Below are 6,636 nucleotides of genomic sequence, written 5' to 3' on the forward strand. Positions count from 1 at the left end.
CACCCGGCCGGCCCCGACCGGTTGATCTTCACCGCCCCCGAAGGCGGACCCATCCGCCGCAACACATTCCGCAGCCGATTCTGGCTCCCCGCCGTCACAGACTCGGTCGGCCAACCGATGCGGTTCCACGACCTACGACACAGCCACGTCGCCCTCCTCATCGCCCAAGGCGCCCACCCCGCCGTCATCGCCTCCCGACTCGGACACACCAGCGTCAAAACAGTCCTCGACGCCTACGGCCACCTCTACGAAGGCCTCGACCGCACCGCCGCCAACACCCTCAACCCGCCCTGGGACCCATCTCATGTGGACGCAATGTGGACGCAGACCAACAAGAGGAGAGATACCGGACGAGGCCTGACATAACAAATCCCCCGCCAATGCAGGGGATTCGGGTGGTGGGGACGGCCGGGCTCGAACCGACGACCTCTGCCTTGTAAGGGCAGCGCTCTCCCAACTGAGCTACATCCCCGTCGGCCCATATGAGACCACACGGCCCGTCTGCTGTCCAACTCGAATGAAAGACGCAAACATCGGTGGTGGCGTCGGTACTATCCGCGACGCTTCCCCTCAAACAAAGTGATGTTGATGGCCGCCAGATCGAGTAGTCCAGAAGGCAACGAGGACCTCCGAAAGTACTTGGACAGTGTTGGCTCGTTTGAACTTCTCACAGCCGAACAGGAAGTAGACCTGGCCAAGACCATCGAAGCGGGCAAAGAAGCCGTCGAGATGCTCGCCAGTCGAAGTGACCACACGATCCCGGAGCGGATCAAATTGGATCGGGCGATCCGCAGGGGTCTCGAGGCCCGCCAGACGTTCATCAATGCCAACCTCCGCCTGGTCGTCTCGATCGCGAAACGGTATTCGAAAGCCTCACTCCCCCTGCTGGACCTCATCCAGGAGGGGAACCTTGGCCTCATTCGGGCCGTTGAAAAATTCGAATATCGCAAAGGCTTCAAGTTCTCGACGTATGCCACCTGGTGGATCCGTCAGGCCATCACCAGAGCGATCGCCGACAAGGGCCGCACCATTCGAGTACCCGTCCACATGATCGACACCATCAGCCTGGTCCGCCACACCGAACAGCACCTGTTCAAACACAGCGGACAATCCCCCACCGCCGGAGAAATCGGCGATGAGGCCGGGATCCCCGAAGCCCGGGTGCGAGAGGCCCTCAAGTACGCCCCGGAGCCGATCTCGATTTTCGAACCGGTCGGAGAGGACGACGCCGTTCTTGGCGACTTCATCGAGGACATGGGTGCCGAAGCACCGTTCGACGCCATCGCCTCGGCGTTCCAATCTGCCGACCTGCAGCGATTCCTTGCCCGACTCACCGACCGAGAACGTGAGGTGCTCGAGATGCGGTACGGCTTGAAGTCCGACATCCCGTGCACGCTCGACCAGGTGGGCCAACACTTCAGCCTGACCCGGGAACGTATCCGGCAGATTGAAGCGAAGGCCCTCGCCAAGCTGCGGCACCCGTCGAGCCCTGCGAATCTCCGACGACTGTTCGCCGGTTGAGCCAATACGGCATCTGATTACGCAGTCTCGACGAGTTGCCACAGGTCGGCCCGGTCGGCTTCGAGTGGCGAGTTGGATTGGTCCTTGCGAGGACGGCCCCGTCCTCTGCGACGATAGAACGGCACCCCATCCCAAAAGATGACGCCGCCCCACACGCCCCACTCTTCGCCCTTTTCCAGGGCAATCTCGAGACACTCGATCTGAACTGAGCATTCGGCGCAGATGGCCTGAGCCTGTCCCAAGTCCCGGACGTTTTCCGAGAAGAAGAGGTCGGCCACATCGCCTGATACACACAGACCTTGCTCATATAGGTTGATCATGCTGGTTATCCCTCTGTCTTACCGACAACCAACCAAAAGAAAAGCCGCCGGTTTGATTCGGCGGCTCCTTCAACAAGAAAAGGTACGTTTACAACGCGTGGAGCCGCCAAAGCGCGTTGGTGCCTGTCGGAACAATCGATCCGAAGGCGAGGGTCGCGGTGAGAAGTGTCTTCATCATGTTGGTCGGCTCCTTTCCCAAAATCGTTGGCGAATAACTCGTCGGGTCACCGTATCGGATCGGCAGACTCCGAGTCAAGCTAATTTCCGGAATTTTCTCCGTGAATCCGATTCGCCACATCGGTGAACACGCCGGCACCGACTTTGATGCGCTCGTGATAGGACGCTTTCTGCCACGGATCCCAGGAGTATCCCGAGGTCTCGGCCACGTCTCCCCCGAACGCCACCACGATCCCGATCCGGTCGAATGGTTCGGTCGTCACGGCGCCATCTGGCTGGATGCGATAGGCCATTCGCGACGATGGATCGGAAATCCCGATCCCCTGGTAGGGGATGCGTAGTTCGATGATGTTCGCCGAATCTGCCCACATCGTGCGCGAATCGAACGCCGGGTCGGTCGGATCGGACGTGCCGTACCGCAATGCCCCGGCTTCGAAGATCTCGGCCAGGAACGTCTGGCCGGTCGTGGGGATCGTCTGGGGCCGGTTGGTGATGAGCCGGTACTTGTTCCAGACGCCGCTCCCCTCTTGGAGGTCGGCTTTGTTCACTTCGACGTACTCGCGGGCCAGGCCGTACCGGATGGCGAACTGATCATTGGAAGCCCGCACCCACACCTGGGCGTCGGCGCCGGGGCCAACCGTGATGGCATAATCGGAGCCATCCGGTGCATCCGAATAGCCAGGAAGCCCGTCGCTACCGCCCGCCAGGACGTCGAATCCGAGCGTCACCGGGTTGGTATCCCAGGCGTACGACCCGTCCACGTACAGGCGCACATACAGATACCCTTCATCTTTGAGGGCTCTGACCTGTCGTACACCGGTTTCGCTTTCGAGGATGACCTGTGAGCCGTTGTCCAGCCACTCATCTCCGTCGCCATCGATCACCACGACCTCGGCTGCTCCCGGGTCGATCGCCACCATGCCGAAATGGGCTTCGTTGGTCCACGGGTTCATCCACAGTGACCGGCGACTGCCGGGAAGTTCATAATCGATCGTGTTCCAGGTGAATTTGAACCATTCGTCGACCCATTCGAACACGTAGCCGCCCGAAAAGCCCAGCGTGTAGAGCATGTCGAGCATGTCGGCGTTCATCGCCATCATCTCCTGCTCGGAGTGATCACCCTGGTCGCGTCCCTTGGGACCGAAATGGGCAGACCCGGCCGCCGATGGCACCCCGAACTCGTTGACGACGACCGGCATACCGGCGTGATGGTTTCGCAACGCAATGAGATAGCCGGCGTACGGGTCGGCTCCCCCCTTGTACACGCAGTCGGCGATCCCTGGCTGGTGACGAACGAAGTCGGGGTAGTAGGGGTAGGCGTGGTAGCTGGCGTAGAAGCCACCCGGCCAGGCATCGGTAGCGGACACCATGTTGGCGTCGACCCCCACCAGGTCCTCCAGCGGCAATGGTTCGTCGGGATGGGCCAGCGGATCGGCCGTCGGCCAGTTCACGAACGACAGCGGCATCGTGAGGCCCCGTTCTGCCAGGCCGGTGGCCAGGTGGTCGAGCATCTCGGTAATCCAGATCTCGGTCGGACTGGCCCCGGTCAAACTCGTGAAGAACTCACCTGCGTATGACGCAATGCCCTTGTTGGTCTTGTCCGAGTCCAGCGTGGCGGCCGGGTCCCACTCGACGCCGATCGCCCACGAATACAGCCACGGGGTGATATCGGCCGTGTATTCGCCTGACGCATGGCCCGGTCGGTCGGCAATGGTGATCGTGCCGGTGACCGCCCCCAGCGCAGCGTCGACTTCTGACTTCATGTCCGCTACGACCGTTGGAGCGTGAAGGTTGTGATCCCGAAGAAACTCAGTCTCGGGTATCCAGACACCGTGGATGACATAGAGCGGGGCGTCGGGGTGGGCAGTGTTATAGGCGAGTAGTTCTTGATAGAACTCGGGCGGATGGATCGTGTAAATCCGTATGGCCCGGAAACCCATCGCCGACATCTGCGGGAACCACCGTTGGTAGTCGTCGCGGCTGAGGGCCAACTCACCCGGGGCATGGTTGGGTACGGTTGCCCCCAGGTTGATCCCGACCACAAACGCCGCGTCGGAGCCCTCGGTTTGGAGAAGGAGGTCGGTTCCTTCCACCCTCGCCAATCGGCTGAGTCCGTTCACGGTGTCCGGTTGGGGTGCCCACGACCCGCGGTGTGGCTCGGGCAAGCCATCGGCGGGAAGGACGCACACCTTGGCGATGGTGTCTTGAGGGCGCGCCTCGTCGGTCGTGCAGGCACCGACAATCAGCAACAGAACTATCAGGAAGGCTCGTCTCACCCGCAAGAACGTACCAGCCACCGGCGATTACCTGCGGATTTTGGCTAGCTCCCGGCGATCAACGCGTCGATCTGTTCCCGGATGAACGATTCACTGCGTTCGCCTGCCCAGCCCGCCATGACCCGCCCATCGGGGGCGAACGTGATGGTGGTCGGAGGATTTCCAACAGTTCCAGGAACGACCACTCTGCGCGTTCATGTATTTTTGAGCGTTTGCCGATGGAGAAATAACTGATCTACCTACACACCTCTTGGGAGAGAAACATGCGCAAGATTGCAACCCTGGCCCTGGCAGCCGCCCTGTCGATCACCGCCCTGGCCCCCGCCGCCATGGCCCATTCGGACCGCGCCAAAAAGGACTTCGCCCCGGTGACCCGGGTGCACGGTCACGACCGGCATACCAGCCACCACGAGGGCCGGGGCAAAGGCCACGACAAGAACCAGCATCTGCATGAGGAAGCCGTTACTGAAGTGCCAACTGTCGATGAGACAATTGCACCACCCTGCGTGTCGCTCTTCAGCTGTCCCTAACGACAACACGCTGCCGCGAATCTGTACCCGGCTTGGCCGGGTACAGATTCGTTAAGGCCGTTCGGGCAGGCACATCCAATGACGAACTCGCTCGCCCCCGGGACTGGTCGCCGCCCCTTCCCCGAAAACCCGAAGAAATACCACTCTGCGCGTTCAGGTTTTCTTGAGCTTTTGCCGATAGAGAGACAACTGATCCACTTACACACCTCTTGGGAGAAAAACATGCGCAAGATTGCAACCCTCGCACTGGCAGCCGGCCTGTCCATTGCCGCCCTCGCCCCCGCCGCCTTCGCCAATCAAGGGGAATGCACCGGAAAGCAATTCGCCAACGCGATTCAGACAGCGCAGGAATTGGGAAATCGCGGTCAGGAGAAAAAAGCCTGGGCGTCCGACCATTGTCTTCCGCCCTCTTCACCGGTCATCTTCAGCCCGCTTGGATAACCCTTAGCGAAAAAGGCAAAGTTTGGGCCCGACTTCGGTCGGGCCCACCGACGTTAAGCCTGTTCCAACCAACCGTGTTCGCCGACGAGTTCCGCCGCCGATGGTGGCCCCCATTCGACGCCTGCCTGATAGGCCACGACCTCATGGGCTGACTCAATCAAGGGGTCGAACAGATGCCAGGACCGCTCGACTTCATCGCCACGCACGAACAGTGTCTGATCCCCGTCGATGACATCGCCCAAGAGCGTTTCGTAGGCGTCTGGTAGGTCGCCGAAGGCTTCCTGGTAGGAGAAGGTAAAGGCCTCGGTACGCAATGCCGCTCCCTCCCCCGGTCCCTTGACATCGAAGAAGAGTTTGAACCCCTCGTCGGGTTGAATGGTGAGCATGAGGACGTTCGCCTGGGCATGGCCGGCGTGTTCGGGTCCGAACAGTGAGATCGGGGCTTCTTTGAAGACGATGGCGATCGAGGTGGCTTTGCCTGGCAACTTTTTGCCGGTGCGAAGCCGGAAAGGGACGCCTTCCCATCGCCAGTTGTCGATGAACAACTCAAGGGCTACGAACGTCTCGGTGGACGAGTCCTGGCCGAGGTCGTCCGTGTATCCGGGGATCGTTCCATCGACGCCCGACGAGGCGGCGTATTGGCCCCACACGACCCTCTCAGGGTCGATGGCACGCACGGCCGCCAGCACTTTGACCTTCTCATCCCGGATCGCACCGGCCTCGAGTCGGGTCGGGGGTTCCATGGCGACGAGGGTCAACAGTTGGGCGAGGTGCGACTGCACCATGTCGCGCATGGCTCCAGCCTGGTCGTAATATCCGGCCCGGTCTTCGACCCCGAGCGCCTCGGCGACGGTGATCTGGACCTCTTCGATCCGATCACGGTTCCAGGCTCCCTCGAAGAGCGCGTTCGCAAAGCGGAAAACGAGCAGGTTCTGGACGGTGTCTTTGCCGAGGTAGTGGTCGATCCGGTAGATCTGTTGTTCATCAAACACCGTATGGACCAGGTCGTTGAGCGCCAGGGCAGATTCGAACGAGCGTCCAAAAGGTTTTTCGACCACCAACCGGGTCCAGCCGGCGCTGTGATTGAGACCTGCTTCGGCCAGGCCGGTCACCGTTGTCTCAAACACCTGCGGGGGTAGAGCAAGATAGAAGGCCCGGTTTTGGGCCAGCATCGAATGGTCGGCTTCGATCCGCCGGATCCGATCGGCGAGGGCCTCGAACCCGTCGCTGATGCTTTGATAATGAAGGCATGCCGAACACCACCGCTCGGTGTCGTCGGGGTCGAGTCCGGCGGCCCGCAACGCTTCGGCGGCTTCGGCTCTGAACTCGTCGTCGGTGAGCGTCTGGCGTCCCACCCCAAGGACGACCGAA

General features: G+C 61.2%; 7 protein-coding genes and 1 tRNA gene. 4 read left to right on the forward strand and 4 right to left on the reverse strand.

The features are described 5' to 3' along the window. Positions 1–366 (forward strand): tyrosine-type recombinase/integrase (locus JJE47_09450; protein ID MBK5267645.1); only part of this gene is annotated, 366 nt, incomplete at its 5' end. 30 nt (positions 367–396) lie between these two features. On the opposite strand, the gene JJE47_09455 is transcribed toward JJE47_09450, so the two are convergent. Further along, a tRNA-Val gene (locus JJE47_09455) sits at positions 397–472 on the reverse strand. A 116-nt stretch (positions 473–588) separates the two neighbouring features. On the opposite strand from JJE47_09455, the gene JJE47_09460 reads away from it, so the two are divergent. Further along, positions 589–1,521 (forward strand): sigma-70 family RNA polymerase sigma factor, encoded by a 933-nt coding sequence (locus tag JJE47_09460; protein MBK5267646.1) that lies wholly within the window; start codon positions 589–591, stop codon positions 1,519–1,521. Positions 1,522–1,538: 17 nt separating this feature from the next. Here the strand turns inward: JJE47_09460 and JJE47_09465 are convergent, their stop codons facing one another. Then, positions 1,539–1,841 (reverse strand): WhiB family transcriptional regulator, encoded by a 303-nt coding sequence (locus JJE47_09465; protein MBK5267647.1) that lies wholly within the window; start codon positions 1,839–1,841, stop codon positions 1,539–1,541. Positions 1,842–2,098: 257 nt separating this feature from the next. Next, complete coding sequence (locus JJE47_09470; GenBank protein ID MBK5267648.1) at positions 2,099–4,294, reverse strand: hypothetical protein; 2,196 nt, start codon at positions 4,292–4,294, stop codon at positions 2,099–2,101. 263 nt (positions 4,295–4,557) lie between these two features. On the opposite strand from JJE47_09470, the gene JJE47_09475 reads away from it, so the two are divergent. Together JJE47_09475 and JJE47_09480 are read left to right on the forward strand one after the other, a co-directional pair. After that, positions 4,558–4,824, forward strand: a complete 267-nt coding sequence (locus JJE47_09475; protein ID MBK5267649.1) for a hypothetical protein — start codon at positions 4,558–4,560, stop codon at positions 4,822–4,824. A gap of 78 nt (positions 4,825–4,902) precedes the next feature. Then, a complete protein-coding gene (locus JJE47_09480; GenBank protein MBK5267650.1) occupies positions 4,903–5,265 on the forward strand; it encodes a hypothetical protein in 363 nt (120 codons plus the stop codon). Between the two features lie 53 nt (positions 5,266–5,318). Here the strand turns inward: JJE47_09480 and zwf are convergent. Beyond that, positions 5,319–6,636: glucose-6-phosphate dehydrogenase (gene zwf / locus JJE47_09485; protein MBK5267651.1), on the reverse strand; the 1,318-nt coding region annotated here is incomplete at its 5' end.

The sequence above is a fragment of the Acidimicrobiia bacterium genome, from assembly GCA_016650365.1.
Taxonomy (GTDB): domain Bacteria; phylum Actinomycetota; class Acidimicrobiia; order Spongiisociales; family JAENVV01; genus JAENVV01.